The organism is Streptomyces sp. 891-h (assembly GCF_022760275.1).
Lineage (GTDB): Bacteria > Actinomycetota > Actinomycetes > Streptomycetales > Streptomycetaceae > Streptomyces > Streptomyces spirodelae.
Window position 1 is genome coordinate 3,363,265 of the sequence record NZ_CP050693.1, and the last position, 25,574, is coordinate 3,388,838.

The window sequence follows — 25,574 nt, forward strand, 5'->3', positions numbered from 1 at the left end:
GACAAGGAGAGAACTCGTGGACGACGTTCTGCGGCGCGCCCCGCTCTTCGCGGCGCTCGATGAGGAGCAGGCCGCTGAGCTGCGCGCCTCCATGACGGAGACGACGCTCGCTCGCGGCGAGGCCCTCTTCCACGAGGGTGACCCGGGTGACCGCCTCTATGTGGTGACCGAAGGCAAGGTGAAGCTGCACCGCACTTCGCCGGACGGCCGGGAGAACATGCTGGCGGTGCTGGGCCCCGGCGAGCTGATCGGCGAGCTCTCCCTGTTCGACCCGGGCCCGCGTACGGCCACGGCCTCCGCGCTGACCGAGGTCAGGCTGCTGGGGCTGGGCCACGGCGACCTCCAGCCGTGGCTGAACGCCCGGCCCGAGGTGGCCTCGGCGCTGCTGCGCGCCATCGCGCGACGGCTGCGCCGCACCAACGACTCCATGTCCGACCTGGTCTTCTCCGATGTGCCCGGGCGGGTGGCCAAGCAGCTGCTGGACCTCTCCCGCCGCTTCGGCGTGCAGTCCGAGGAGGGCATCCACGTCGTCCACGACCTGACCCAGGAGGAGCTGGCCCAGCTGGTGGGCGCCTCCCGCGAGACGGTGAACAAGGCGCTGGCCGACTTCGCCGGGCGCGGCTGGCTGCGGCTGGAGGCCCGCGCGGTCATCCTGCTGGACATCGAGCGACTGGCGAAGCGCTCGCGCTGACCTGGCAATACGTACGTGTAAGGGGCGCCCTCTGAGGGAGGGCGCCCCTTACACGTACGTACGCCCGTCACACCAGCCCGTGCTCGACCAGATAGTCGAGCTGGGCCCGTACCGACAGCTCCGCCGCGGGCCACAGGGTCCGGTCCACGTCCGCGTAGACGTGCGCCACCACCTCGGCGGCCGTCCGGTGCCCCTGCTCGACCGCCGTCTCGACCTGGGCGAGCCGTTTGGCGCGGTGGGCCAGGTAGTAGTCGATGGCGCCCTGTGCGTCGTCGAGCACCGGCCCGTGGCCCGGCAGTACGCGGCTGACGCCGTCGTCCACCGTCAGGGAGCGCAGTGCGCGCAGGGAGTCGAGGTAGTCGCCGAGCCTGCCGTCCGGGTGCGCGACAACCGTGGTGCCGCGCCCCAGCACCGTGTCCCCCGTGAGCACGGCGGCGTCCGCGGGGATGTGGAAGGAGAGCGAGTCCGCAGTGTGCCCGGGGGTGGGCACGACGCGCAGTTCCAGGCCGCCCGTGGTCACCACGTCCCCGGCGGCCAGGCCCTCGTCGCCCAGGCGCAGCGCCGGGTCGAGAGCGCGGACCGGTGAGCCGGTCAGCTCGGCGAACCGGGCCGCACCCTCGGCGTGATCAGGGTGACCGTGGGTGAGCAGAGTGAGCGCGACCCGCCTGCCCTGCTGCTCCGCGGTGGCGATGACGTTGCGCAGGTGCGCGTCGTCCAACGGACCCGGGTCGATGACGACGGCCAGGCGGGAGCCCGGTTCCGCGACGATCCAGGTGTTGGTGCCGTCCAGTGTCATGGGCGACGGATTGGGGGCCAGCACGCAGTGGGCGCGCGGGGTGGCCTGGCCGTCGAGGGTGCCGCCGCGCGGCTGGCCGGGGAGTGCTGCGGCGTCGGTCATGCGGGATCGATCCTCTTGGTGAACTCGTCGTGGCCTGGCCAGCTCAGCACGATCTCGCCGTCCTCCAGGCGAGCGCGCGCGACAACAGGCGACAGGTCGCGCTGTCCGGCAGCCGCGAGGGCCTCCGCCGCCGTTCCGTACGGAGCGAGCTGGCGCAGCGTGGCGATGGTGGGCGGCATCATCAGCAGCTCGCCCCGGTCGTAGCCTGCCGCCGCCTCCTCCGGGCGGACCCACACGGTGCGGTCGGCCTCGGTCGAGGCGTTGCGGGTGCGCTGGCCCTCCGGGAGCGCGGCGACGAAGAAGTACGTGTCGTAGCGCCGGGCCTCGAACTCCGGCGTGATCCAGCGGGCCCAGGCCCCCAGCAGGTCGTCACGGAGTACGAGCCCTCTGCGGTCGAGGAAGTCGGCGAAGGACAGCTCCCGGTCGACCAGCGCGGCGCGGTCCGTCTCCCAGTCCGCGCCGGTGGTGTCGGCGACGACGGTGTCCGGGTCGGGTCCGGCCAGCAGGACGCCCGACTCCTCGAAGGTCTCCCGTACGGCCGCGCACACCGTCGAGCGCGCGGTGGCCTCGTCGGTGCCCAGCCGCTCACCCCACCACGCGGCCGTCGGGCCCGCCGCGTCGACGACCCGCGCGTCCCGGGGATCGACGGAGCCGCCCGGATACGCGTACGCGCCGCCGGCGAACGCCATGGAGGCCCGGCGGCGCAGCATGTGGACGGCGGGCCCGTCAGCCGTGTCCCGCAGGAGCATCACGGTGGCCGCGTGCCGGGGCGCGACCGGGGTCAGCTCGCCGGCGGCCAGCGCGCGGATGCGCTCCGGCCACTCCGGCGGATACCACTGACCGCCCCCGGCGTTTCCGGCGGGCGGGGTGTGGGTGGCTGAGCCGGACGAGGCGGAGGTGCCGGATGAGGCGGAGGTGCCGGACGAGGACGACGAGGACGACATGGCCGGATGCTACGACCCACAGCCCCGATGTTCGAGAGCCCCTTCGCCTCGCCCGGTCTCAGTCGGCCAGCTCGACCTGCATCTCGACCTCCACCGGCGCGTCCAGGGGCAGCACCGCGACGCCGACCGCGCTGCGGGCGTGCGTGCCCGCGGCGCCCAGCACCTGACCCAGCAGCTCGCTGGCGCCGTTGATGACGCCGGGCTGTCCGGTGAAGTCCGGCGCGGAGGCGACGAAACCGGTGACCTTGACGACACGGGCGATCCGGTCGAGGTCCCCGGCAACGGACTTGACCGCGGCGAGCGCGTTCAGCGCCGCCGTACGCGCCAGGTCCTTCGCCTCCTCGGGCGTGACCTCGGCCCCGACCTTCCCGGTCATCGGCAGGGTGCCCTTCACCAGCGGCACCTGGCCCGCGGTGTAGATGTACCGGCCGGTCTGCACCGCCGGTACGTACGCACCGGCCGGGGTGGCCGTCTCGGGCAGCTCCAGCCCGAGCTCTGCGAGCTTGTCCTCGACCGCGCTCACGCCTGCTTCTCCCGCTTCAGGTAGGCGACGAGCTGTTCGGGGTTGTTGGGGCCCGGCACGACCTGGACCAGTTCCCAGCCGTCCTCGCCCCAGGTGTCGAGGATCTGCTTGGTCGCGTGCACGAGCAGCGGCACGGTTGCGTATTCCCACTTCGTCATGGGGAAGACCCTAACCAACACAGCCGCGTTCCCAGTCGCCGAGAGCGCCTGCCGGGCGGCTGCCGAGCGTCTGCCGAGCGGCCGACGGTGGCCGGTCTCGCCGGAGCCCGGAGCGACGAATTAGGCTCCCAGCCGTGAGCAGGCTTCACGTAGTGACCGGCAAGGGCGGGACCGGCAAGACGACGGTCGCCGCCGCACTCGCGCTGGCCCTGGCACACGGCGGCCGGCGCACGCTGCTCGTCGAGGTGGAGGGCCGCCAGGGCATCGCACAGCTATTCGAGACGGAACCGCTGCCGTACGAGGAGCGCAAGATCGCCGTCTCGCACGGCAACGGCGAGGTGTACGCGCTGGCCATCGACGCCGAGCGGGCACTGCTGGACTACCTCCAGACGTTCTACAAGCTGGGCAGCGCCGGCCGCGCTCTCAAGCGACTGGGCGCCATCGACTTCGCGACGACCATCGCGCCCGGCCTGCGCGACGTCCTGCTGACCGGAAAGGCGTGCGAGGCGGTACGCCGCCGCGACAAGCGCCAGCGCCCGGTCTACGACGCCGTGGTGATGGACGCGCCGCCCACCGGCCGCATCGCGCGCTTCCTCGGCGTCAACGAGGAGGTGGCGGGGCTCGCCAAGGTCGGCCCCGTGCACAACCAGGCGCAGGCCGTCATGCGCGTCCTCAAGTCGCCGGAGACAGCGGTGCATCTGGTGACGCTCCTGGAGGAGATGCCGGTGCAGGAGACGATCGACGGCATCGCCGAGCTACGGGCCGCCGGACTGCCCGCCACCTCCGTGGTGGTGAACATGGTGCGCCCTGAGCTGCCCGGTGAGGAGCAGCTGCTGACGGCTCCGGGGCGCACGGACGAGATCGCGCACGCCTTCGCACGCGCCGGGCTCGGAGGCGCGCGCCGTGGAGGTCACGCGGAACGGCTCGTCGCACCCCTGCTGGAACAGGGCAGAGAGCACGCGCAGCGGGTGCAGCTGGAGCGCGCACTGCGCGCCGAGCTGTCCGCGCAGGACCTGCCGGTACGGGAGCTCGGTCTGCTCAGCGAGGGCGTCGAACTGGCCGGCCTGTACGGGCTCGCCCGTGAGCTGCGCGGCCAGTGGCAGAACAGTGGCGCGGACGCCGCCGGGACGGACGGCAAGCACCCGTGAGCCCAGGGCACACCGAGGCACCGGAGCCGCCCCTTTCAGCGGCCCGGCCGGCCTCGCCGTCACCGCCGCTTGCTCCCGAGGCACCACAGACCGCGCCCGGGACACCGCCAGAGACCGTTCCCGGGACACTGCCAGAGGCCGCTCCCGGGGCACGAGAGACCGCTCCCGGGACACCACAGACCGCCGGGCCGAACGCGATATCCGGGGAAGGAGAGGCATCCATGGCCACGCCGCTGGACGCCGACGCGCTGGACATCGACCCCCTGCTGGACGATCCGGCCACCCGGATCGTCGTCTGCTGCGGCTCCGGAGGCGTCGGCAAGACCACCACGGCCGCAGCGCTGGGCGTACGCGCCGCCGAGCGCGGCCGCAGGACCGTCGTACTGACCATCGACCCCGCACGGCGTCTTGCCCAGTCCATGGGCCTGTCCGAGCTGGACAACACTCCGCGCGAAGTCCCGGGGATCGACAAGGCGGCCGGTGGCGAACTGCACGCCATGATGCTCGACATGAAGCGCACGTTCGACGAGATCGTCGAAACGCACGCCGACACCGACCGCGCCAAAGCGATCCTGGAGAACCCCTTCTACCAGTCGCTCTCCACCGGCTTCGCCGGCACGCAGGAGTACATGGCGATGGAGAAGCTCGGCCAGCTGCGCGCGGGCGACGAGTGGGACCTGATCGTCGTCGACACCCCGCCCTCCCGCTCCGCGCTGGACTTCCTGGACGCGCCGGGGCGCCTCGGCTCCTTCCTGGACGGGAAGTTCATCAAGCTGATGATGGCGCCGGCCCGGGTCGGCGGCCGGGCCGGGATGAAGGTCGTGAACCTCGGCATGGCCGGGCTCTCCCTCTTCACCGGCGCCCTCAACAAGCTGCTGGGTGCGGGTCTGCTGCGCGATGTGCAGACGTTCATCGCGGCCATGGACACCATGTTCGGCGGCTTCCGCACCCGCGCGGACGCCACCTACCGGCTGCTCCAGGCGCCGGGAACCGCCTTCCTCGTCGTCGCGGCTCCGGAACGGGACGCGCTGCGCGAGGCCGCGTACTTCGTGGAACGGCTGGCCGCCGACCGGATGCCGTTGGCCGGGCTGGTGCTCAACCGGGTGCACGGCAGTGAGGCGGCCGGGCTGAGCGCCGAGCGGGCCCTCGCTGCGGCCGAAAATCTTGAGGACGGCGGCATTGTGGATCGCGAGGGCGGGAAGGTTCTGGATCGCGACGCTCCATCGGCCGGTCCAGCGGATCCCGAGGACGGCTCCCCCGCCGTCGAGAACCCCGGCCACACCCGGTCCGTCACCACGCTTGGGGGGAACGAGAAGACCGAGACGACGACCGAGACCGCAGAGCGAACGATCGCGGAGCGAACGGTCCCTGACGCGCGGTCGGCCACCGACCGCGCGTCCACGCACGGCGGCACACCGGACGGCGACGGCGACACGCAGGGCAGCGACGGCGGCCGTGACGGCGATGAGAGCCGGGACAGCCTGCTTGAGAGCCGTGACAGCCGTGAGGGCTCGGCGGAGGTCTCCGTGCTGGCGGCCGGGCTGCTGCGGCTGCATGCCGACCGTATGCGGCTGCTGGCCCGTGAGCGGCGCACACGTGACCGCTTCATGGCGCTGCACCCGGACGTCCCGCTGGCCGAGGTGGCCGCGCTGCCCGGTGACGTACACGACCTCGACGGCCTGCGCGCCATCGGCGAGCGGCTCGCCGACCAGCCTCGAAGCGCCGGGTCCCGCTGACACCGGCCCGGACCCCACTGACCACAGGGCTGACCAGAGGGCCGGCCACAGACCGGGGCGGCGCCCTCACATGCTCCGCAGTACCGTTCCGCCGGGCGGTCAGCCCACCGCTGCGTACCGTTCGTTCTCTTCCGTTTCGAGCTCCACATCGACCGGCAGCACCACTCCGGTGCTGCGCTCGTACTCCGTGCGCGCCGTCTCCAGCAGGCGCCGCCACGAGGTGACCGTCGGCCGGCGGCGCAGCAAGGCTCTCCGCTCCCGCTCGGTCATTCCTCCCCAGACTCCGAACTCCACGCGGTTGTCCAGAGCGTCGGCGAGACATTCCGTGCGGACCGGGCAGCCTGTGCACACGGCCTTCGCGCGGTTCTGCGCGGCGCCCTGCACGAACAGTTCGTCCGGATCCGTAGAGCGGCAGGCAGCCTGCGCGCTCCAGTCTGTTACCCAGCTCATTGCCGGTGCCGTCCTCTCCCGAATCGAGGCTCCCCCACGGCGGCGAACGGCATATTCACCGTTGCCAGTTGAGGACGTTACGGAAGAGCAGACAGCACGCAACACCCCCTTCGGGCCCAATCTTGAATGGCCCGAACGGACTATGCGTGCGCAGGACATCACCCAACGGAGTGACCCGGAAGCGCTGCGGAGATTCCGAGGTGAGGGGGCTGTGAAGAGAAAGAGGAGGCTACGAGGAGAGCAGAAGACGGGGCAGCAGGGAGGAGGGGGCCATGAGGAGCAGGGAGAGGGTGAAGCGAGGTGTCAGAGTGACAACGGCCCCAGCTTAGGCGACCCTCACAGCGCTGTCCGGCGTTTGCCACGCTTACCCGCCGCCGCGCTGACACCGACGCGTCGTACGCTCTTACCCATGGCCAAGAAGCGCGCGGGCAGCGGAGTCAGCAAGCCCCAGCAGATCGCCAAGTTCGTCGGCGTCAGTGTGCTGGCGGGGACGGTGATGGCCGGGCTCGCGCTGCCCGCCGTCGGGACGCTCGGGCTGGCCACCAAGGGCACCGTCGAGGGCTTCGACGAGCTGCCGGTCAACCTCAAGCGCCCGCCGCTCAGCCAGCGCACGACGATACTGGACAACGAGGGCGGCGAGATCGCCAAGGTCTACTCCCGCGACCGCACGGTCGTCGACCTCAAGGACATCTCCCCGTACATGCGCAAGGCCATCGTCGCCATCGAGGACGCGCGCTTCTACAAGCACGGCGCCGTCGACCTCAAGGGCGTGCTGCGGGCGCTGAACCGCAACGCGCAGTCGGGCCAGGTCTCCCAGGGCGCCTCCACGCTCACCCAGCAGTACGTCAAGAACGTCTTCGTGGAGGAGGCCGGCAACGACGCGGAGAAGGTCGCGCAGGCCACCCAGCAGACCATCGGTCGCAAGATCAAGGAGTTGAAATACGCGATCCAGGTCGAGGAGGAGCTGGGCAAGAAGAAGATCCTGGAGAACTACCTCAACATCACCTTCTTCGGCCAGCAGGCCTACGGCGTCGAGGCGGCGGCGCAGCGCTACTTCTCCAAGTCGGCCAAGGAGCTGAACCTGGAGCAGTCCGCGCTGCTCGCGGGCATCGTCCAGTCGCCGAGCCGGTACGACCCCGTCATCCACAAGGAGACGGCGCTCAAGCGGCGCAACGTCGTCCTCACCAAGATGGCCTCGCACCACGACATCACCCGCGAGCAGGCCGAGGCCGCCAAGAAGAAGCCCCTCGGGCTGGACGTCAGCCGCCCCAAGAACGGCTGTATCACCGCCACCATGGGTGCGGGCTTCTTCTGCGACTACGTACGCGAGGTCTTCCTGAACGACGAGACGTTCGGCAAGACCCGCAAGGAGCGTGCCAAGCGGTGGAACCGCGGTGGTCTCACCATCAAGACCACGCTCGACCCGAAGGCGCAGCGGTCGGTGCAGAAGTCGATCCGCTCCCATGTGAACAAGTCGGACAAGGTGGCGACCGCCGCGACGATAGTGCAGCCGGGCACGGGCAAGATCCTGGGGATGGGCCAGTCGCGCCCGTACGGATTCCGCCCGAAAGAGCATGAGACGCAGATAAATCTCTCCGTGGACAAGTCCATGCGCGGCGGCGCCGGCTACCAGCCGGGCTCGACGTTCAAGCCCGTGATCGCCGCCGCCGCGCTGGACAAGGGGATGAGCCCCTACAAGTCGTACTCCTCGCCGTACCGCATGCAGTACCCCTCGCCCGTCGACAGGTGCAAGGGCCAGTGGCGCGGCAAGGCCCCGGTCGAGAACGAGAACAGCACCGAGGTCGGGCCTTACCGGATGAAGGAGGCGACCGCGAAGTCGGTCAACACCTACTTCGTCCAGCTGATAAGCGACATCGGCATCTGCCCGGTGACGAAGATGGCGAAGAAGATGGGCATCGAGCGTGCCGACGGCAAGAAGATCGACCAGGTGCCGTCGATCTCGCTCGGCACCCAGGAGGTGTCGCCGCTGACGATGGCCGAGGGCTACGCCACCTTCGCCAACCGCGGCGTGCACTGCACCCCCGTCGCCATCGAGTCGATCACTGACGCGCAGGGCAAGAAGCTGGACGTGCCCAAGAGCACGTGCAAGCGCGCGATGAAGACCAAGACCGCCGACACGGTCAACGCACTGCTGCGCGGCGTGGTCGAGGACGGCACCGGCAAGAAGGCGGGCCTCAGCGGCCGCGACAGCGCGGGCAAGACGGGCACCACCGACCAGCGGTACGCCGCCTGGTTCGTGGGCTACACCCCGAACATGTCCGGCGCCGTCTGGGTCGGCGACCCGGCGCACCGTACGCGGATGGTCGACATAAGCATCGGCGGCGTCCCCTACGACAAGGTCTTCGGTGGCGAGGTGCCCGGCCCGATCTGGCGGGACGCGATGGCGGGCGCGCTGGCCGGGGAACCGGCACCCGACTTCCATCACGTACCGATCCGGGACGGCGGCAAGAAGCCTCGCTCGCCCTCGCGCAAGCCATCAGCCCCGCCGAAGCCGGACGACAACGCCAACAACGACCGCCCCCGCGACCCGTGGCCGGACGTGACCGTACCGCCGGACATCATCGGCGGCGGTGACGCCATCGGAGGCGGCAACGGCGGCAGCCCGGGCGGCACCGGTGACACCGGCGGCACGGGAGGCGGCGGCTGGCCCGGCGGCAACGGCAACGGAGGCGGCGGCGCAGATGGCGGCGGCGGCACGGCGGACGGCGGAGGCGGCTGGGACGCGGGAGCCGGGGGCTTCCCGTAGCTCGCGTCCCGGAGCCTGGTTCTCGGCGCTCGGCTCTTGGCGCTCGGGTAGCGGTGTGAGCGCACCGGGCTGACGGGCTATGTGTAAGACGGGCTATGTGTAAGACGGGCTATGTGTAAGGGGCGCCCTCCTTGGGAGGGCGCCCCTTACACATACAGGTCTCGACACATACAGGTCTCGCCGCCAAGAGCTGAGCCGCTCTACCTGGGGCCGTATGGCCTGGGGGCTACCCGGCCAGTCGCTTCTTGACCGCGGCTGCGACCCGGCCGCCCTCAGCACGGCCCGCGACCTTCGGGTTCACGAGCTTCATCACGGCGCCCATCGCCTTCGGCCCCTCGGCGCCTGCGGCGCGGGCCTCCTCGACGGCCTCGGCGACCAGCGTGTCCAGCTCCTCGTCGGTGAGCTGCTTGGGCAGATAGTCCGCGAGCACCTCGCCCTCGGCCCGCTCGCGCTCCGCCTGCTCGGCCCGGCCTCCGCTCGCGAACGCCTCTGCCGCCTCACGCCGCTTCTTGGCCTCGCGGGTGATCACTTTCTGCACCTCGTCGTCGGAGAGCTCGCGTGCGCTGGCGCCCGCGACCTCCTCCTTCGTGATCGCGGCAAGGGTCATCCGGAGAGTGGCGGAGCGGAGCTCGTCGCGCTCCTTGATCGCTGCGGTCAGGTCGTCCTGCAGCCGGGACTTGAGCGTGGTCATGGGGCCCAGTGTGCCAGGGCCGGGCGAAGACCCGCCCCGCAATATCCCGTGCTGCGGGCTTCCACGGCCGTGGGCTCCCCGCAACCGCGGGCTCCCACGGCGACCGCGGGCTCCCACGGCGACCACGCCTCCCACGGCGACCACGCCTCCCACGGCCGCGGGCTCCACAGGAGGAACCGGCTCCTCCACATGGCCTGCGACGGGCCTTGCGGGTCTGCGACCATAGGGTGATGCGCGCGCGATACCGGATCCCCCTGAAAACAGCTGTCGGCATCACGGCGCTCGGCGCGGCCTGCGTCGGGTATGCGGCAGGCATCGAAGCCCGCTCGTTCCGTCTGCGGCGGGTCTCCGTGCCCGTACTGCCACGCGGCATGCACCCGCTGCGCGTCCTGCAGGTCTCCGACATCCATATGGTCCGCGGCCAGCGAAAGAAGCAGCGGTGGCTGCGCGAGCTGGCCGGACTGCGGCCGGACTTCGTGATCAACACCGGTGACAACCTCTCCGACACCGAGGGTGTCCCCGAAGTCCTCGACGCGCTCGGCCCGTTGATGGAGTACCCCGGCGCCTACGTCTTCGGCTCGAACGACTACTACGGGCCCAAGCTCCGCAACCCGGCCAAGTACCTGATGGAGAAGGCCACGGGACGGCACGGCCTCAACGGCAACCCTCCCGCTGTCGGCGTCGTCCACAACCCGTGGGAAGAGCTGCGGGACGCCTTCGACGCCGCGGGCTGGGTCGGCCTCTCCAACACAAGGGGCCGCCTCAAGCTGGACGGCGGCCAGGAGATCGCCCTGACCGGGCTGGACGACCCCCACATCAAGCGCGACCGCTACGGCGAGGTGGCGGGCGGCGCTGAGACCGACGCGGACCTCTCCCTCGCCGTCGTACACGCTCCGTACCTGCGCGTACTCGACGCGTTCACCGCCGACCGCTACCCGCTGATCCTGGCCGGCCACACGCACGGCGGCCAACTGTGCCTCCCCTTCTACGGCGCCCTGGTCACCAACTGCGACATCGACACCGACCGCGTGAAGGGCCTCTCCACCCACCGCGCGGGCGGCCGCGAGTCGTACCTGCACGTCAGCGCGGGCTGCGGCACCAACCGCTACACCCCCGTCCGCTTCGCCTGCCCCCCTGAGGCCACCCTCCTCACCCTCACCCCCCGCGCGGACTGACCCCCCTCCGAAACCCGATTTCGCCTCAGCGCTCCCCTGGGCTAAAGTAGTCGTCGTTGCTTCGGGGTGTAGCGCAGCTTGGCAGCGCGCTTCGTTCGGGACGAAGAGGTCGTGGGTTCAAATCCCGCCACCCCGACAGAGGAAACACCAGGTCAGGGGCCTGATCCGCGATTGCGGGTCGGGCCCCTGAGTGGTTTTCGGCCTGGCTGGCAGCCGAGCTCGAAGTCGGATTCCAGGATCGGTCCAGGGCCGCCGATGCCCATGCGCAGTCACCCAGCTACTTGCTGACGCCCTCGGACGGGTACGGAACACTGCGAGGGTTCCGCTTCGGCGGTCATGCAGGTCTGGGGAAAGCCAGGGAGGCCGCGCGGTCAGTGGCGAGGTCGGACAGCCGCCCGGAGGTGCTCGGCGGGGCCAATCTCGTACAGCCGTTCAAAGCGCACATCGGCCTTGCCGTCACGCCCGGGCCCGTACCGCCGAAGCGCCGTCCACAATTGGACGCGTGTGCCCTGGGGTCGTGCGCGACGGCGCTGCCACCGGCTGATGGCGTACCTAGTGAGCGCGCAGAAGCTCGTTCGGCGCACGAGACCGGCTAGCCACTATGAAAGAGGCGGGCCCCGCCCGGGGGCCCGTACCCTGGCGCGGTGACGCGCTTGATCGTGGCAGCAGGAGGAGGGGGCGACGCCGTGACCGCCGCCATGGTCGACACCGCCCTGAACCGAGACGGCGAACCGGCGGTCGTCCTCACCTACGCATGGGACCGCCTGCTGATAGACCCCGTGCCCGGCCCCCGAGGTCCCGCCAATTTCACCGGCCTCAAGGCGATCACGCCCAACGTCTACGCCGTGCCGGGAGACGCGCGGCCGGTGGCTCCCGCAGGCTCGACACTGCCCAGGCTCGCGGCGGAGCTTCCCCACACCTTCGCACTGATCGACCCGCATGCAGGCGTACAGGGAATGACGCAGCAGTTGCAGGAGCTCACCGAGCACCTCGGCCTCAGCTCGATCGATCTCCTGGACGTCGGCGGAGACATCCTCGCCAGGGGCGACGAACCCACCCTCCGCAGCCCGCTCGGTGATGCACTCACCCTCGCGGCGTGCTCCCAACTGTCCATCCCGGTGCGCCTTCTCATTGCGGGCCCCGGACTCGACGGCGAACTGCCGGCTGACCAACTCCGCGAACGACTCGGCCGCCAACTCCTCAGCCTCACCGCTGAGCACACCGAGCCCGTCAGCACTGTTCTGGAATGGCACCCCTCCGAAGCCACAGCCATGCTCGCCGCCACCGCACGAGGTATCCGCGGGCACTGCGAAGTACGGGACGCCGGCCTGTCGGTTCCCCTCACAGACGAGGGCCCCACGCTCCACCAGTGCGACCTGGACGACGCCCTGCACCGCAACGAACTCGCCCGAGCCGTCCTCTCCAGCACCTCACTTGAGGAAGCTGAGCAGCACAGCCGGGAGATCTGCGGATACTCGGAGATCGACTACGAACGCAACAAGGCCGCTCGGCTCGACAGCCGGAAGGCCAAACCCATCGAGAGCACGCCCGCCCTACTGGCACAGCTCGCCCGGTTCGAAGCCGGCGCACGGGGCGCCACCCACACCACATTCCGCCGCATCACTGAAGCCATGGGCTACGACGGCTCCCAACGCCTCCAACTCCGCGAACTGCTGCTCCAACAACGGTCGGAGCAATACGATGCCCCGCTCTGGTGCATCACAGCGAATCCTGCGTGACAACTTTCTACGACTTCAAGGCGACCTGTGGCACGGCGCCCGGTCTCGTCGCGGTCTGCGAGCCGGTGCCACCGTCGCAAGGTGGCCGACCGGGACTTTCGCGGGGCGCCTGAGTTACCAGCGCCGCTCGTTCAAGTGCGGAGCAAATTGCTCGTAGAGGTCCGACCTTCTGGAATCTCCAGAGCCTCCGTAAGCCATGCGCCGGGGCCCCTTGTCAGACAGTCATGCACGCTTTATCGAGGACCTCAGGGATCCCCTCCCGGCGGAGTGAAGGCAAGGCCGCCCCAAGGCCCGTAGCTGGATGCTAGGTTGACCGCCCGTTCGCAGGCTGACCGCTGCGAGCGGTCAACTCATGTACGGCAATAGGGAGTTCATCACATGCGCCGATCGATACGACTGGCCGGGACGGTCACAGTGGCAGCGGCAACGCTGCTTGTGAGCGGCTGCAGCGGGGACATGCACCACGACAAGGCAGCGAGCAAATCAAACAAGCCCGAAAAGAAGGTCTCATCGAAACCGAAGCTGCGGGGCGCCGACGAACAGGAAAACATGAAGAGCTTCCTTCGCGGGGCATTCGCACCCGTGGACGGAAAATCCCTGGAGGCGGATAAAGCACACTTCGACAAAGGGAAATTGAAGAGCGACGATTCCGACAGCCCCGAGGAAGTCGTCAAGGACGCAGGAGCCACGAAGAAGGGCAAAGACGCGATATTCCTGGCTGTCGCCAAGAACGGCAACAAAGCCGTACTCGCCGGCAAGGCCGACTGCTCCGGCACGTACCGCATCGCCAAGGGCGGCCGGACGACCTTCGACTTCACATGTTCGGACGGCGACAAGAACTACACAAAGGCCACCGGCACTGGTATCGAAGCCACACGCCTTGCCGTCAAATGGCCGACGGGCAAGAAAGACATCCTGGTGAAGGTCGCCGATGAGAACGGCAACAAATGGCCGTAGCGTACGAAGGGGCACGGGGGGGGGCGACGAGCAACGACCGCAACCGCCCCAGTCCCTCTACAGCTATGGAGCAGAGGTTTCTGACATCCGATCCGCGGCTGACATCAACAACACTGGACCGAGGCGTACACCAGCGTCTCTGTTCGGAGTGTCTCCCCAGCCGGGGGCCGACGCGCGGGGCATACGCGGGGCGTGCGTTCGAATCCCGCCATCCCGACGGAGAGGCCCGCTTTCCGAGGGGGGACCGGCCGTGAGCCGTGTGGGGTCCCTCGCTCGGTACGGCTGCCATTGAGGGCTGCTGTCGACGGAGGGGGCGAGTGTCACCGCAGTGTCACGACTTCTCGGTGCGCTCGTCCGGCGAGGGGTTCCGGTGCGGTTCCCGCGGTTAGCCTCAGGCGGCTGTAACCGCGAAGCTAGGAGATTGGGTTGCGCATCAAGCGAATCGTTCAGGGCGGGGTATCCGCACTGGCCATGGGGGCGTTCGTTGTGGCCTTGTCGCCGGGCTCTGCCCAGGCGATCAACTGGGACCACGGGCCGATGTACTCGGGGGACAAGGGCGACAAGGCCGCGTCGGCGTACTTCGAGGAGCACGGCGACCATGTGAAGGTCTGCGACATCGACACTGACGGCAAGAAGGCGTGGGTCAACGTCTACGACGAGATGACCGACGAGTTCCTGTACAGCCTCACCGACACCAAGAACGACGGGAAGTGCAGCTACCGGCACGCGTCGGACGGCGGCAAGTACAACCTCCCGGAGCACCACGACATCGGCTTCACGGTCTCGTACGAGCCATCGAACAACCCGAACCCGGGGTACTACATCTACTTCAACGACCACTAGGAGTCGGCAGCAGATTGCGTGCCGGGGGGCGCTCGTTGAGCGGTACCCGGTGAGACGGAGTTCTGTCCGTCTGCCGATTGTTTCTGGTGCGTTCGGAGTATGACCTGTGGCCTGCCTGCCCTCAGTTGGCAGGCAGGCCACGCGCCCCTGGGCCCGGCCGTAGGAGGAGAGGCTTTATCACCCGCTCCCCAAGCGGCGGCGTCATTGAGACACCGGGTCGGGCGGGTATTTCGGTGAGGGTTGTGGGCAGAGTGGCCTGGTTGCGGGGGAGGGTGGGGGCCCGGAGTCGGGTCGGGGTTGACTCGAAGAGGTCTCGAGGCGGGCCGGCGTTCGTAGGGTGCCCGCATGTCGATCCCTCGCCAGTCCAACGGGCGGCCGTTGACCTTCTACTCGCTGGATCTCGACGCGGCTGTGGCCTATGCCAGAAAAGCCCTCGCCGAGGGGCTGAATGTGGAGATCACCGATCGGGATCTGCGGGATACGAAGACCTATCGTTCCTTTCAGCGGTCGCCGGTTCTGGTGAAGTACTGGGGAGTGACCGTCACCGAGGGCACCAGCGCGATGGGGTACCGGTCGGCCTCGGCGCATCAGATCATCGAGGCCGTCGAGAGTTCGTCGCCGCTGGAGTACGGCGCCATTCACGCCGATGACCTGGTGGAGTTCTGCCGCGACTACTACAAGAGCGCGGAGGAGGTGACGGCTCCGAAGTGAGCGCGGTGCGGGTGATGCGGGTCGGGCGGCCCGCGGAGACTCGGGCGGCGGAGGCGCCGGAGAAGATCTGGTATGCCGCCTACGGGTCCAATACGCATCGGGAGCGGTTGCGGGCGTATATCTGTGGGGGGCGGCCGGAGGGGGCTGCGCGGAGTTATCCGGGGTGCCGGGACGGGCGGATGCCGGCGCGGTCGGTGCCTGTCGAGCTGCCGGGGGTGCTGTATTTCGCGACCACCTCTCCTGTGTGGGGTGGTGGGCGGGCTTTCCACGATCCCGAGGCGCAGGGAACGACACTCGCGGTCGCCCATCTGCTGACGCCCGCCCAGTTCTCCGATGTCGCGGCCCAGGAGATGGGCCGCGAGCCGGGTGCCGACCTGGACCTCGCCGAGGCACTCGGCCACGGGCGGGCGGTGCTGGGAGAGGGCCGGTACGAGACGCTGGTGAGCCCCGGGGAGCTGGAGGGGTGTCCGGTGGTGACGTTCACCGCGCCGTGGGCGGTGGCGGGGGTGAACCATGTGGCGCCGGTGGCCAGGTATCTCCGGTACCTGGCCACCGGGCTGTGCGAGACCGGCGCATGGAGCACCGGCACGGTGGCCGCGTACCTCGCCGGGGCGCCGGGGGCGGCCGGGAGTTGGTCGGCCGCGCGGGTGCGCGAGCTGATCGGCGGATAGGTAGCCGGGCCGCTGCTACGGGTTGTACGTGTAGCAGGTCACCCACGTCGTCTCGATCGTGGCGTGGGCGCCTGGGGCCGCGTAAGGGCCGGAGAGGGCTGACTCGTTCTGGAGGGCCCAGTCCATGGGGGAGGAGGAGATCTCGCGGGTGGCGGTTTTGACCAGCTTGCCGTCGAGGAAGTACTTGACCTTGCCCGGGGTCCACTCGATGGAGGTGGTGTGCGGGGTGGTCCAGGAGGCGCCGGTGTCGACGTTCTCCTCGCTGGGATGGGTGAAGGCGGAGATGGTGTCGTCGTTGAAGTTGCCGCCCGCCTCCGGGAAGTCCATCTCGTGGGGGTCCTCGTAGAAGAGGTGCGCCGCCTTGAAGCCGGGGTCCATCCGGGTGACCTTGAAGCGCTCGGTGTACTTGCCGTACGCGCGGTCCATGCACTTGCGGGGGACGACGGTGGCGACGTAGTTGTCGTCGCCGGTCTGCGGCCGGTACATGTCGACCTTCATGGTGCCGGTGCCGTCGTAGCCGGAGGGGGAGACGGAGACGGTCTTGTCGGCGCGGTACTCGCCGCCCCTCTCGCGGTCGTTGCCGTTGCTGTGGTTGTTCGGGTGGGCCGTGTCGTACCACCCGGCCGGGTACGCCCACCAGTCAGCGCGGTATGCACCGCTGAGGCCGCCGCAGTAGGCGTCGGACGTGTCGACGTTGTGGTCGCAGTCGGAGAACGAGCCGACCGGCACGGTGTCGCCGTTGAAGTTCTCCGCGAACACCTGACGGAAGTCTCCGCAGTCCCCGGTCGGCATGGTGTTGTCCGTCACCCGGCATGCGTCTTCCGAGGGCGTCTCGTCGGCCGGTGCCGATCCGGCCGCCATCCATACGCAGGCGAGGGCGGCCGCCACCGCGGTGACGGCCTTGTACCCGAGTTTCCGTCTCATGGGCGGAGAGTATGCCGCCGACGCCCGCCTGACGCACTCCTTTCACACAAGTAACTCGCCTGCCAGGGAAGGGAGTTGGGGAGAGAGTTGAGGGAGGAGTTGAGGGACGGAGAAGTCACTCGTCCTGTTCCAGTTCGCCTTCCGTCTCCAGGTAGATCTGGCGCAGCGCGTCCAGCGTGGCCGGGTCGGGCTTGGCCCACATGCCGCGGGACTCGGCCTCCAGCAGGCGCTCGGCGATGCCGTGCAGGGCCCAGGGGTTGGCCTCTTGGAGGAAGGAGCGGTTGGTCTCGTCCAGGACGTAGGTCTCGGTGAGTTTGTCGTACATCCAGTCGGCCACCACGCCGGTGGTGGCGTCGTAGCCGAAGAGGTAGTCGACGGTGGCGGCCAGCTCGAAGGCGCCCTTGTAGCCGTGGCGGCGCATCGCCTCGATCCACTTGGGGTTGACCACGCGGGCACGGAAGACGCGGGAGGTCTCCTCCACCAGGGTGCGGGTGCGTACCGTCTCGGGGCGGGTGGAGTCGCCGATGTACGCCTCGGGGGCCGTGCCGCGCAGCGCGCGTACGGTGGCGACCATTCCGCCGTGGTACTGGAAGTAGTCGTCGGAGTCGGCGATGTCGTGTTCACGGGTGTCGGTGTTCTTGGCGGCCACCGCGATGCGCTTGTACGCCGTCTCCATCTCGTCCCGCGCCGGACGGCCGTCCAGGTCGCGGCCGTAGGCGTAGCCGCCCCAGACGGTGTAGACCTCGGCGAGATCGGCGTCGGTGCGCCAGTCGCGGGAGTCGATCAGCTGGAGCAGGCCCGCGCCGTAGGTGCCGGGGCGGGAGCCGAAGATACGGGTGGTGGCGCGGCGTTCGTCACCGTGTTCGCGCAGGTCCTGCTGGGCGTGGGCGCGGATGTGGTTGATCTCGTCCGGCTCGTCGAGCGAGGCGGCCAGGCGTACCGCGTCGTCCAGCAGCGCGACGGCGTGCGGGAACGCGTCGCGGAAGAACCCGGAGATGCGCAGGGTGACGTCGATACGCGGACGGCCCAGCTCATCGGCCGGGATCGGTTCGAGACCGGTGACGCGGCGTGAGGCGTCGTCCCACACCGGGCGGACGCCCAGCAGCGCGAGGGCCTCGGCGATGTCGTCGCCCGCGGTGCGCATGGCGCTGGTGCCCCACAGGGAGAGGCCGACGGAGGTGGGCCAACTCCCGTTGTCGGTGCGGTAGCGCTCCAGGAGGGAGTCGGCGAGGGCCTGGCCCGTCTCCCACGCCAGGCGGGAGGGGACGGCCTTGGGGTCGACGGAGTAGAAGTTGCGCCCCGTCGGCAGGACGTTGACCAGGCCGCGGAGCGGCGATCCGGAGGGGCCTGCCGGTACGAAGCCGCCGTTCAGCGCGTGGACCGTGTGGTCCAGCTCGGCGGTGGTGGCGGCGAGCCGGGGCACGACCTCGCGGGCCGCGAAGTCGAGGATGTCGGCGACCTGTCGCGGGTGACCGGCGGCGATACGGGATACCGCCTGGGGGTCCCAGTCGGCCGCCTCCATCGCCTCGACGAGCGCGCGGGCCTCGGCCTCCGCCTCGTCGGAGGCGGTGCGGGTGGCGGCCGACTCGTCCAGACCGAGGGCTTCGCGCAGGCCGGGCAGGGTGTTGGTGCCGCCCCAGATCTGCCGGGCGCGGAGGATGGCCAGCACCAGGTTGACGCGGTCGGCGCCGGCCGGTGCCGTGCCGAGGACGTGGAGGCCGTCGCGGATCTGCGCGTCCTTGACCTCGCACAGCCAGCCGTCGACATGGAGCAGGAAGTCGTCGAAGCCGTCGTCGTCCGGGCGCTCCTCCAGGCCCAGGTCGTGGTCGAGCCTGGCCGCCTGGATCAGCGTCCAGATCTGCGCGCGGATGGCGGGCAGCTTGGCCGGGTCCATGGAGCTGATCTGCGCGTACTCGTCCAGGAGTTGTTCCAGGCGGGCGATGTCGCCGTAGGAGTCGGCGCGGGCCATCGGCGGCACCAGGTGGTCGACGAGCGTGGCGTGCACCCGGCGCTTGGCCTGGGTGCCCTCGCCCGGGTCGTTGACCAGGAACGGGTAGACGAGCGGGAGGTCGCCCAGCGCGGCGTCCGGGGCGCAGGCGGCCGACAGGCCGGCGTTCTTGCCGGGCAGCCACTCCAGGTTGCCGTGCTTGCCCAGGTGGATCATCGCGTCCGCGCCGAAGCCACCGTCCTGGCGCCGGGCGGCGATCCAGCGGTACGCCGCCAGGTAGTGGTGCGAGGGCGGCAGGTCCGGGTCGTGGTAGATGGCGATGGGGTTCTCGCCGAAGCCGCGGGGCGGCTGGATGAGGATGAGCAGGTTGCCGTGGCGCAGGGCCGCCAGGACGATGTCGCCTTCCGGGTTGTGCGTACGGTCCACGAACATCTCGCCGGGCGGCGGCCCCCAGTGCTCCTCGACCGCCTCGCGGAGTTCGGTGGGAAGGGTGGCGTACCAGCGGCGGTAGTCGGCGGCCGGGATGCGGACCGGGTTCTTGGCGAGCTGCTCCTCGGTGAGCCAGTCCTGGTCGTGGCCGCCGGCGTCGATGAGGGCCCGGATGAGGGGGTCACCGGTGTGGACGTCCTCGTCGGACCTTTCGGAGTCGTCACCCTCTTCGGAGTCGTCACGCCCTTCCGAATCGTCACTGCCTTGGGAGGTGACGCCGGGAATGGGGGTGTCGCCGAAGTCGTAGCCCTCTTCCCGGAGGCGGTGCAGCAGCGCCACCGCGCTGGCCGGGGTGTCGAGGCCGACCGCGTTGCCGATACGCGAGTGCTTCGTCGGGTACGCCGACAGCACGAGCGCCAGCCGCTTCTCCGATGCGGGGATACGGCGCAGCCGGGCGTGGCGTACGGCGATGCCCGCGACGCGCGACGCGCGCTCCGGGTCGGCCACGTAGGACGGCAGTCCGTCCGCGTCGATCTCCTTGAAGGAGAACGGGACGGTGATCAGACGGCCGTCGAACTCCGGTACGGCGATCTGGCTCGCCGCGTCCAGGGGCGAGACGCCCTCGTCGTTCTGCTCCCAGTCGGAGCGGGGCGCGGTCAGGCACAGCGCCTGAATGATGGGGACGTCCAGCGTGGTGAGCGCGCCCGCGTCCCACGCCTCGTCGTCGCCGCCCGCGCCCGCTTCGGCCGGCTTCGCGCCGCCTGCGCCGCCCGCCGCCAGCACCGTCGTCACGATGACATCGGCGGCGCGGAGTTCCTCGATGAGCTCGGGCTCGGGCGCGCGCAGGGAGGCCACATAGAGGGGCAGCGCCTTGCCGCCCGCCGCCTCGATCGCGTCGCAGAGCGCGGCGGCGAACGCGGTGTTGCCGCTCATGTGGTGCGCGCGGTAGTAGAGGACGGCGACGGTGGGGGCCGCCGTGTCCGTCGGCGCTGGAGCCTTGGACGAGGGCTCGCGGTCCAGCGGGCCCCAGGAGGGTGCCGTGGCCGGGGGGTCGAAGCCGTGCCCGGTGAGCAGCACCGTGTCGGAGAGGAAGCGGGCCAGCTGGACGAGGTTGGCCGGGCCGCCGTGCGCGAGGTAGGCGTGCGCTTCGGCAGCCACCCCGATCGGGACCGTGGAAGCCGCCATGAGCTGGGCGTCCGGCGCCTGTTCGCCGGTCAGCACGACGAGCGGGAGGCCGGTGTCGCGGAGCAGATCGATGCCCTGCTGCCAGGCCCGTACCCCGCCGAGCAGCCGTACGACGACGAGGTCGACGCCCTCCAGGAGGGTGCCGAGCTCGGCCTCGAGGCTGTCCTCGGGGAGGCGGCTGGGGTTGGCGTAGCGGTAGGTGAGGGGTGCTGCGTTGGCTGCGCCCTCTGTGTTCGCCGCATTTGCCGTATTCGCCGCGCGGGCGCTGAGGAGGTCCGTGTCGGACGTCGACAGGAGGAGGATCACCCTGGCGGTGTCGTCGGGGGTGACGGCGTCGACGTCGGCGTTGTCGCGTGACGAAAGCGGCATGGTGCGGTCGGCCCTTCCTCGGGGTGTCCGCGCCCCGGGCGGTGTCGTAGTGAGGTCCCCTGCCCAGGCAGCAGCCAAGGGCGGGGGTGAGGGAGTTCCTGGCTCACCCGGCCGTTGGTGGCCGGGCTCACAGTGGCGGGACCGCGCCGGATTCGCACCGGCTTCCTCCCCCTGTCGCCGTCGCCGGCGATAAGGCGGACCGGGTGGTCCGCCCACAGCATCGTACGGGGGTCCCCTCGGCGGCGGGAGGGCGCCCACTCATCCCTGCCTCCCGCTCCGGCGAGGGGCCGACGGGGGGTCGGTATGCTCGCCGACATGGTCATGCCCTCCGCTCGTTCGTCCGCGCACAGCGCCGCGCCGGTTGCTTCCGCAACCAGTTGCGCGGTTTCCCGCGCGCGGGACGACGCCTGCCCGGGTGCGCTGCGGCTGCACCAGGCGGACGATGGAGGGCTGGCCCGGGTACGGGTACCCGGCGGGGTGCTCGACACCGCGCAGGCCGCCGCACTGCAGCTGGCCGCCGCCCGCCTCGGGGACGGCGACCTGCATCTGACCTCGCGCGGAAACGTCCAACTACGCGGACTGCGCGACGATTCGGGCGCCGAACTGGCCCGGATACTGGACGACGCGGGGCTGCTGCCCTCCGCCGCGCACGAGCGGGTACGCAACATCGTGGCCTCGCCGCTGTCCGGTCTGGACGGGCGCGGAAGGCGGGCCATCGGGGCCTGGCTCACCGAGTTGGACCGATTGGTGTGCGCGAGCGAAGAGTTGCGCGACCTTTCGGGGCGGTTCCTGTTCGCGGTGGACGACGGCCGGGGCGATGTCGCCTCGCTCGGTGCGGATGTGACCTTGCTCGCCGAGCGGGAGGGGCGCGCACTGTTGCGAGTGGGGGCGGACGGTACCGCTCCGGCGCTCCGGGTGGAGAGCGGGCGCGCGGCTGCCGCCGCGGTGACCGCCGCCGAGGTGTTCCTGGAGACGGCGCGGGAGTGCGACGTACGCGCGTGGCGGGTGGCCGAGCTGCCGGTGACGAGCGGCGACTTGGCCCGCAGAATCGCGGAGCGGCTGCGGGGCGACGGCAGCGATGTCTGCGGTGTCGGCGATGTCCCGATCGTGCCCTTTCCATCACTCCCGCCGACGGCGGACGACGGACCCGAACCCGGACTGGTCCGCGACCCCCGGCCTTCCGGGCCGGTCGCACTCTCCGTACTGGCTCCGCTGGGGCGGTTGACCGGCGGACAGTGGCAGTTGCTCACCCGTACCGCCGAGCAGGAGGGCGGCAGTGAGCTGCGGCTGACCCCGTGGCGCGGCGTCGTCGTGCCCGGACTCGCGCCCGGAAGCGCGCCGGGAGCGCTCGCCGCGCTCGGTGACGCCGGGCTCGTGACGGACCCCTCCTCGCCCTGGCGCGGAGTGGGCGCCTGCGCCGGGCGGCCGGGCTGCGCCAAGTCGCTGACGGACGTACGCGCGGACGCCGCAGCGGCGTTGACCTCCGGTGGCGGGCTGCGCGTACCCGAAACGAACGCCGGGAGGGCGCTGCCCGTGTACTGGTCCGGCTGTGAGCGCCGGTGCGGGCATCCGCGCGGGGAGCGGGTCGAGGTCGTCGCGGGCGCGGACGGCTACCGGATCTCCGTCGTACGGGCCACCGGCGAAACGCTCCCCGTACACAGCGCCGTACACAGTGCCGTACACAGCGCCCAGCACTCAGGCGATCTGGCCGCCACCGTGGCGGCAGCCCGCGACCCACGCTCCCCCGACCCCACGCGTCCCCTGCCGACGACCCCATGACGATGAGCGAGAGCACAGTGTTCGAGTACGAGAAGGACGGCGCTGCCATCTACCGGCAGTCCTTTGCCACCATCCGCGCCGAGGCGGACCTGGCGGGGCTGCCCGCCGATGTCGGCCAGGTCGCGGTGCGGATGATCCACGCCTGCGGCATGGTCGATCTCGTACGCGACCTCGCCCACACGCCGCGAGTCGTCGAGAAGGCCCGGGCTGCACTGCGCGCGGGCGCTCCCATCCTCTGCGACGTCGCCATGATCGCCAGCGGTGTCACCCGCAAGCGGCTCCCGGCCGACAACGAGGTGATCTGCACCCTCGCCGACCCGGCCGTGCCCCGGCTCGCCGCCGAGCTGGGGACGACCCGTACCGCAGCCGCACTCGAACTGTGGCGCGACCGCATGGAGGGGGCGGTCGTCGCGATCGGCAACGCGCCCACCGCGCTCTTCCGGCTGCTGGAGATGGTGGAGGAGGGTGCGCCGAGGCCGGCTGCCGTCATCGGGGTGCCGGTCGGGTTCGTCGGCGCTGTGGAGTCCAAGCAGGCGCTGGCCGAGCACCCGTCGGGTCTCGAGCACCTGGTCGTGCACGGGCGTCGGGGCGGCAGCGCACTGGCCGTCTCCGCGCTCAACGCCATCGCGAGTGAGGAGGAGTGAGCCAGGTGACCGGCAGCGAGGGAGCAGGCAAGAACGCCGACCGAGCAGGGGCGGGCCGGCTGCTCGGCGTGGGACTGGGGCCGGGCGATCCGTCGCTGATGACGGTGCGGGCCGTGGAGGCGATCGGGGAGGCGGACGTCGTGGCGTATCACAGTGCGCGACACGGCCGTTCGATCGCGCGCTCCATCGCGGCCCGCCACCTGCGCGCCGACCACATCGAGGAGGCGCTGGTCTACCCCGTCACCACGGAGTCCACCGACCACCCCGGCGGCTACCGGGGCGCGCTGGAGGAGTTCTACGCCGACGCGGCGGCACGACTGGCCGCGCATCTGGACGCGGGGCGGACGGTGGCCGTACTCGCCGAGGGCGACCCGCTCTTCTACGGCTCCTACATGCATATGCACAAGCGGCTCGCGCACCGGTATCCGACCGAGGTCATCCCCGGTGTGACGTCGGTGAGCGCCGCCGCCGCCCGGCTGGGCACCCCGCTGTCCGAGGCCGAGGAGGCGCTGACCGTACTGCCCGGCACGCTCCCCGAGGAGGAGCTGACCGCCCGCCTCGCCTCCAGCGACGCGGTGGCCGTGATGAAGCTGGGACGGACGTTCCCCAAGGTGCGCCGCGCGCTGGAGCGGTCCGGACGGCTGGCCGAGGCCCGCTACGTCGAGCGAGCCACCATGGAGGGCGAGCGCACCGGCCGGGTCGCGGACATCGAGCCGGACTCGGTGCCGTACTTCTCGGTGGCCGTGCTGCCGAGCAAGGTGGGCAAGGCGGAGGCGGCGGCCCCCGGGAAGGAAGGCAGCTCCCCCGGCGAAGTCGTGGTCGTCGGCACCGGTCCCGCCGGGCCGCTGTGGCTCACCCCCGAGACACGGGGCGCGCTGGCCGCCGCGGACGATCTGGTCGGCTACACCACCTATCTGGACCGGGTGCCCGCACGGGACGGGCAGCGGCGGCACGGCTCCGACAACCGGGTCGAGGCCGAACGCGCCGAGTTCGCCCTGGAGCTGGCGCGGCGCGGGCGGCGGGTGGCCGTCGTCTCCGGCGGCGACCCGGGCGTGTTCGCCATGGCGACCGCCGTGCTGGAAGCCGCCGCGCAGGACACGTACGCGGACGTTCCCGTACGGGTACTGCCCGGTGTGACGGCCGCCAACGCGGCAGCCGCCCGTGCGGGTGCTCCGCTGGGCCACGACTACGCGGTGCTCTCCCTCTCCGACCGCCTCAAGCCGTGGGAGGTCATCGCCGAGCGGCTGCGCGCCGCCGCAGCTGCCGACCTGGTGCTCGCCCTCTACAACCCCGGCTCACGCAGCCGCACCTGGCAGGTCGGCAAGGCCCGCGAGGTCCTGCTGGAGCACCGCGCGCCGGACACCCCGGTGGTGCTGGCCCGCGATGTGGGCGGGGACGGCGAACGCGTACGGACCGTCCCCCTGGCGGAGTTGGACCCGGCCCAGGTGGACATGCGGACGCTGCTGATCGTCGGCTCCTCGCAGACCCAGGCGGCTTACCGACCGGACGGTACAGAGTGGGTGTGGACGCCGCGGCGGTATCCGGAACGGTGAGTACGCCCCGCTGCGGGCTGACTGCGCGACGGCCGTAGCCCTGCCAAGTGGCGTGCGGCAGCACAGCTGTTGCCGCACGCCACCGCACGGTTCAGGTGTTGCCCTGATGCGGCGGTACCCAGGTGAGCTTGCGCCGGATGTGCGACGACATCCTCGCATCGAGCCGCACGTGCAGCTGGGTATGGCCGCAGACCGCGCAGACGAAGGCGTCGAACACCGCCTGCTTCGCCCCGAACGTGCCCGCACCCGTCGGGCGGAGCCCGCCCTGGGCCACGTACTCGCCCCGGTACACCTCACCGCCGCCGCATACGCCACAGCGCCCGCGGCGCAGGTCCCCATTGGTCACGGGGCCAGCCTAACCAAGGCGCTCCACGGCCTCCTTGGCCTCCTTCAGCCCGTCACCCGTCAGCTCCCGATACCGCTTGATCGCGTGCAGCTTCTTACCGCTGCGCAGCAGTTCGACCACGTCGCCCAGGCGCGGATCGTGCTCCTGGAGCCCCAGGTGCTCCAGCACGAGGTCCAGCTTGCGTTCGACCCGCGCCACCTGCCGGTCGGAACGCGCGATCCGGACCTCGATACTGCGGACGGCTCCGTACAGAAGGGGGACCACGAGGACCCAGGCGAGTATTTCCATGGCCCCC

The 25,574-nt window shown here is 70.6% G+C and carries 23 protein-coding genes, 1 tRNA gene and 1 riboswitch; of the genes, 14 read left to right on the plus strand and 10 right to left on the minus strand.

What is annotated here, in order from left to right:
* The first annotated feature begins 16 nt into the window (after positions 1-16).
* Positions 17-691 (plus strand): Crp/Fnr family transcriptional regulator, encoded by a 675-nt coding sequence (locus tag HC362_RS14465; RefSeq protein ID WP_019355551.1) that lies wholly within the window; start codon positions 17-19, stop codon positions 689-691.
* A gap of 67 nt (positions 692-758) precedes the next feature.
* On the opposite strand, the gene HC362_RS14470 is transcribed toward HC362_RS14465, so the two are convergent.
* From HC362_RS14470 to HC362_RS14485, 4 genes are read right to left on the minus strand one after another with little or no spacing between them, the layout of a single operon-like run.
* A complete protein-coding gene (locus HC362_RS14470; RefSeq protein ID WP_243084328.1) occupies positions 759-1,589 on the minus strand; it encodes an MBL fold metallo-hydrolase in 831 nt (276 codons plus the stop codon).
* On the minus strand, positions 1,586-2,533 hold the full coding sequence (locus tag HC362_RS14475) for an NUDIX hydrolase (protein ID WP_243084329.1): 948 nt from the start codon (positions 2,531-2,533) through the stop codon (positions 1,586-1,588). The genes HC362_RS14470 and HC362_RS14475 overlap by 4 nt, the downstream gene beginning before the upstream one ends.
* 58 nt (positions 2,534-2,591) lie before the next feature.
* Positions 2,592-3,056, minus strand: coding sequence for a RidA family protein (locus HC362_RS14480; protein ID WP_243084330.1), 465 nt, complete (start codon positions 3,054-3,056; stop codon positions 2,592-2,594).
* Positions 3,053-3,214 (minus strand): DUF4177 domain-containing protein, encoded by a 162-nt coding sequence (locus tag HC362_RS14485; RefSeq protein ID WP_003975360.1) that lies wholly within the window; start codon positions 3,212-3,214, stop codon positions 3,053-3,055. The genes HC362_RS14480 and HC362_RS14485 overlap by 4 nt, the downstream gene beginning before the upstream one ends.
* Positions 3,215-3,348: 134 nt before the next feature.
* Between HC362_RS14485 and HC362_RS14490 the strand changes: the two genes are divergently transcribed.
* Together HC362_RS14490 and HC362_RS14495 are read left to right on the plus strand one after the other, a co-directional pair.
* Positions 3,349-4,362 (plus strand): ArsA-related P-loop ATPase, encoded by a 1,014-nt coding sequence (locus HC362_RS14490; RefSeq protein WP_243084331.1) that lies wholly within the window; start codon positions 3,349-3,351, stop codon positions 4,360-4,362.
* 221 nt (positions 4,363-4,583) lie between these two features.
* Positions 4,584-6,098 (plus strand): ArsA family ATPase, encoded by a 1,515-nt coding sequence (locus HC362_RS14495; RefSeq protein ID WP_243084333.1) that lies wholly within the window; start codon positions 4,584-4,586, stop codon positions 6,096-6,098.
* A 99-nt stretch (positions 6,099-6,197) separates the two neighbouring features.
* Here the strand turns inward: HC362_RS14495 and HC362_RS14500 are convergent, their stop codons facing one another.
* Positions 6,198-6,548: a WhiB family transcriptional regulator gene (locus HC362_RS14500; RefSeq protein WP_243084335.1), complete on the minus strand. Its 351-nt coding sequence runs from the start codon at positions 6,546-6,548 to the stop codon at positions 6,198-6,200.
* A gap of 409 nt (positions 6,549-6,957) precedes the next feature.
* On the opposite strand from HC362_RS14500, the gene HC362_RS14505 reads away from it, so the two are divergent.
* Positions 6,958-9,315, plus strand: coding sequence for a transglycosylase domain-containing protein (locus HC362_RS14505; RefSeq protein WP_243084337.1), 2,358 nt, complete (start codon positions 6,958-6,960; stop codon positions 9,313-9,315).
* A 226-nt stretch (positions 9,316-9,541) separates the two neighbouring features.
* Here the strand turns inward: HC362_RS14505 and HC362_RS14510 are convergent, their stop codons facing one another.
* Positions 9,542-10,006, minus strand: a complete 465-nt coding sequence (locus tag HC362_RS14510) for a GatB/YqeY domain-containing protein (protein WP_243084339.1) — start codon at positions 10,004-10,006, stop codon at positions 9,542-9,544.
* 230 nt (positions 10,007-10,236) lie between these two features.
* Between HC362_RS14510 and HC362_RS14515 the strand changes: the two genes are divergently transcribed.
* From HC362_RS14515 to HC362_RS14545, 7 genes are all read left to right on the plus strand, one after another.
* Positions 10,237-11,181: a metallophosphoesterase gene (locus HC362_RS14515; protein ID WP_243084340.1), complete on the plus strand. Its 945-nt coding sequence runs from the start codon at positions 10,237-10,239 to the stop codon at positions 11,179-11,181.
* A 62-nt stretch (positions 11,182-11,243) separates the two neighbouring features.
* Positions 11,244-11,317 (plus strand) — tRNA-Pro (locus HC362_RS14520).
* Positions 11,318-11,825: 508 nt separating this feature from the next.
* Positions 11,826-12,920, plus strand: a complete 1,095-nt coding sequence (locus HC362_RS14525) for a DUF1152 domain-containing protein (protein WP_279240099.1) — start codon at positions 11,826-11,828, stop codon at positions 12,918-12,920.
* A 378-nt stretch (positions 12,921-13,298) separates the two neighbouring features.
* The gene (locus tag HC362_RS14530) at positions 13,299-13,877 is read left to right on the plus strand and encodes a hypothetical protein (protein WP_243084341.1); all 579 of its coding nucleotides are present in this window, start codon (positions 13,299-13,301) and stop codon (positions 13,875-13,877) included.
* A 426-nt stretch (positions 13,878-14,303) separates the two neighbouring features.
* Positions 14,304-14,720 (plus strand): hypothetical protein, encoded by a 417-nt coding sequence (locus HC362_RS14535; RefSeq protein ID WP_243084342.1) that lies wholly within the window; start codon positions 14,304-14,306, stop codon positions 14,718-14,720.
* A gap of 345 nt (positions 14,721-15,065) precedes the next feature.
* Entirely contained in the window at positions 15,066-15,431 is a 366-nt protein-coding gene (locus HC362_RS14540) for a hypothetical protein (protein WP_243084343.1), read from the plus strand.
* A gap of 179 nt (positions 15,432-15,610) precedes the next feature.
* Entirely contained in the window at positions 15,611-16,102 is a 492-nt protein-coding gene (locus HC362_RS14545) for a histone deacetylase (protein WP_347568443.1), read from the plus strand.
* Between the two features lie 15 nt (positions 16,103-16,117).
* Here the strand turns inward: HC362_RS14545 and HC362_RS14550 are convergent, their stop codons facing one another.
* The gene (locus HC362_RS14550) at positions 16,118-17,026 is read right to left on the minus strand and encodes a glycoside hydrolase family 16 protein (protein ID WP_243084345.1); all 909 of its coding nucleotides are present in this window, start codon (positions 17,024-17,026) and stop codon (positions 16,118-16,120) included.
* Positions 17,027-17,141: 115 nt separating this feature from the next.
* Positions 17,142-20,894: a cobaltochelatase subunit CobN gene (cobN, locus tag HC362_RS14555; RefSeq protein ID WP_243088593.1), complete on the minus strand. Its 3,753-nt coding sequence runs from the start codon at positions 20,892-20,894 to the stop codon at positions 17,142-17,144.
* Positions 20,895-21,049: 155 nt separating this feature from the next.
* Positions 21,050-21,125, minus strand: a riboswitch (cobalamin riboswitch).
* Positions 21,126-21,260: 135 nt separating this feature from the next.
* Here cobN and cobG point away from each other — a divergent pair.
* The 3 genes from cobG to HC362_RS14570 are packed head-to-tail and all read left to right on the plus strand — an operon-like array spanning position 21,261 to position 24,933.
* Positions 21,261-22,736, plus strand: a complete 1,476-nt coding sequence (cobG, locus tag HC362_RS14560) for a precorrin-3B synthase (RefSeq protein WP_243084346.1) — start codon at positions 21,261-21,263, stop codon at positions 22,734-22,736.
* Positions 22,737-22,753: 17 nt separating this feature from the next.
* Entirely contained in the window at positions 22,754-23,380 is a 627-nt protein-coding gene (locus HC362_RS14565; protein WP_243088600.1) for a precorrin-8X methylmutase, read from the plus strand.
* A 5-nt stretch (positions 23,381-23,385) separates the two neighbouring features.
* Positions 23,386-24,933 carry a precorrin-2 C(20)-methyltransferase gene (locus tag HC362_RS14570; RefSeq protein ID WP_279240100.1) on the plus strand — a complete coding sequence of 516 codons (1,548 nt, stop codon included), beginning with the start codon at positions 23,386-23,388 and terminating at the stop codon, positions 24,931-24,933.
* Between the two features lie 91 nt (positions 24,934-25,024).
* Here the strand turns inward: HC362_RS14570 and HC362_RS14575 are convergent, their stop codons facing one another.
* Both HC362_RS14575 and HC362_RS14580 read right to left on the minus strand, forming a co-directional pair.
* Entirely contained in the window at positions 25,025-25,279 is a 255-nt protein-coding gene (locus HC362_RS14575; RefSeq protein WP_243084348.1) for a hypothetical protein, read from the minus strand.
* A 9-nt stretch (positions 25,280-25,288) separates the two neighbouring features.
* Positions 25,289-25,567, minus strand: coding sequence for a ribosomal protein L7/L12 (locus tag HC362_RS14580; RefSeq protein WP_243088602.1), 279 nt, complete (start codon positions 25,565-25,567; stop codon positions 25,289-25,291).
* Between the last annotated feature and the right edge of the window lie 7 nt (positions 25,568-25,574).

Excerpts from the sequence above, each read along its gene's own strand:
- HC362_RS14470 (WP_243084328.1), bottom strand. The coding sequence starts at position 1,589 with ATGACCGACGCCGCAGCACTCCCCGGCCAGCCGCGCGGCGGCACCCTC.
- HC362_RS14475 (WP_243084329.1), bottom strand. The coding sequence starts at position 2,533 with ATGTCGTCCTCGTCGTCCTCGTCCGGCACCTCCGCCTCATCCGGCACC.
- HC362_RS14485 (WP_003975360.1), bottom strand. The coding sequence starts at position 3,214 with ATGACGAAGTGGGAATACGCAACCGTGCCGCTGCTCGTGCACGCGACC.
- HC362_RS14495 (WP_243084333.1), top strand. The coding sequence starts at position 4,584 with ATGGCCACGCCGCTGGACGCCGACGCGCTGGACATCGACCCCCTGCTG.
- HC362_RS14500 (WP_243084335.1), bottom strand. The coding sequence starts at position 6,548 with ATGAGCTGGGTAACAGACTGGAGCGCGCAGGCTGCCTGCCGCTCTACG.
- HC362_RS14505 (WP_243084337.1), top strand. The coding sequence starts at position 6,958 with ATGGCCAAGAAGCGCGCGGGCAGCGGAGTCAGCAAGCCCCAGCAGATC.
- HC362_RS14510 (WP_243084339.1), bottom strand. The coding sequence starts at position 10,006 with ATGACCACGCTCAAGTCCCGGCTGCAGGACGACCTGACCGCAGCGATC.
- HC362_RS14515 (WP_243084340.1), top strand. The coding sequence starts at position 10,237 with ATGCGCGCGCGATACCGGATCCCCCTGAAAACAGCTGTCGGCATCACG.
- HC362_RS14530 (WP_243084341.1), top strand. The coding sequence starts at position 13,299 with ATGCGCCGATCGATACGACTGGCCGGGACGGTCACAGTGGCAGCGGCA.
- HC362_RS14540 (WP_243084343.1), top strand. The coding sequence starts at position 15,066 with ATGTCGATCCCTCGCCAGTCCAACGGGCGGCCGTTGACCTTCTACTCG.
- HC362_RS14545 (WP_347568443.1), top strand. The coding sequence starts at position 15,611 with ATGCCGGCGCGGTCGGTGCCTGTCGAGCTGCCGGGGGTGCTGTATTTC.
- HC362_RS14550 (WP_243084345.1), bottom strand. The coding sequence starts at position 17,026 with ATGAGACGGAAACTCGGGTACAAGGCCGTCACCGCGGTGGCGGCCGCC.
- cobG (WP_243084346.1), top strand. The coding sequence starts at position 21,261 with ATGCTCGCCGACATGGTCATGCCCTCCGCTCGTTCGTCCGCGCACAGC.
- HC362_RS14580 (WP_243088602.1), bottom strand. The coding sequence starts at position 25,567 with ATGGAAATACTCGCCTGGGTCCTCGTGGTCCCCCTTCTGTACGGAGCC.